The sequence below is a fragment of the Mesorhizobium sp. M4A.F.Ca.ET.020.02.1.1 genome, from assembly GCF_004022645.1.
Classification (GTDB): Bacteria; Pseudomonadota; Alphaproteobacteria; order Rhizobiales; family Rhizobiaceae; genus Mesorhizobium.
Genome location: NZ_RZOI01001172.1, coordinates 1 through 1,062 on the forward strand (window position 1 = coordinate 1; position 1,062 = coordinate 1,062).

At 68.4% G+C, this 1,062-nt stretch carries 2 protein-coding genes; both read right to left on the bottom strand.

All coding sequences use genetic code 11. The features are described 5' to 3' along the window. Nucleotides 1-445 (bottom strand): ATP phosphoribosyltransferase (hisG, locus tag EN742_RS35800; protein ID WP_128333930.1); only part of this gene is annotated, 445 nt, incomplete at its 3' end. Beyond that, on the bottom strand, nucleotides 442-1,062 hold a 621-nt coding region (locus EN742_RS35805; RefSeq protein ID WP_189375752.1), incomplete at its 5' end, for an ATP phosphoribosyltransferase regulatory subunit. The genes EN742_RS35805 and hisG, both read right to left, overlap by 4 nt.

Sequence of the window (1,062 nt, forward strand, 5' to 3'; positions counted from 1 at the left end):
GCTTGAGCGAGAAGAACTGCTGGGTGAGCCGCCAGTATTTGGTGGCGATCCTCAGCCGCCTGCCGTGGCGCTGGCGGAAGTCGGCGGCGACATCGTCGAGGTCGGCCATGGTCTCGACGTCGAGCCAGATGTCGGGCACCGCCACCACGACATCGGCATGGCCGAAGCCAAGACGGGCGACGATCTCGGCGCGCGCTTCCCAATCGGCCAGGTTTTCGCGCAAAAGGTCCTCGCCGGTGATGCCGAGGTCGACAGAGCCCTGGCCGATCTCGCCGGCGATTTCCGACGCGGAGAGAAACGCGACCTCGACGGCCTCCATGCCCTCGATGCGGGCGCGGTATTTGCGCTCGTCGCCGGGCAGGCTGACGGTGAGGCCGGCCTTGGCCAGCACCTCCAGCGCCTGCTCCTTCAACCGGCCTTTCGACGGGAGAGCGAGCGTTATCATTCGGCCTTCTCCCGCAGCGCCTCGATGCGGTCGAGCCAGACCGAGAAGCCGACGCCGGGGATCGGCGTCTTCGCGCCGAGCAGAGTCAGCAGGCGGTCATAGCGGCCGCCGCCGGCCAGCGGCCTGTCGCCGCCTTCAGCCGCGATCTCGAAGACAAGTCCGGTATAGTAGTCGAGCGGACGGCCGAAGGCCGCGTCATAGCGAATGCCGGCAACCGGCAGGCCATGCGCCTCGATCGTACTGGCGCGAGCGGCGAAATTGTCCAGCGCCGCGCCCAGCGAGAGACCGGCAGAGGCCGCGAAGCTTTCGAGGGCCTGAGGTGCGCCATCGAGCGGCACATCGATCGCCAGAAACCCTTTCAAGGCCGAGAACGCCTCGTTCGATAGCCGCACGCTGCGCAATTCGGCCTTCTCGATCAGCCGCCGCGCAATGTCCGCGGGCGAGCGCCCGGCGGAAGCCGACAGGCCTGCCTCTTCCATGCCGGCGGCAATATGCGCGGCAAGACCCTCGACGTCGCCGTCGAGCACCAGCGTCGCGACCGAGCCGGCAAGCTGGCTGTTGCGCGGCGGGTTGGCGAGGTCGGCCAATGCCGCCTCCAGCATCGGCGCCGAGCCGAA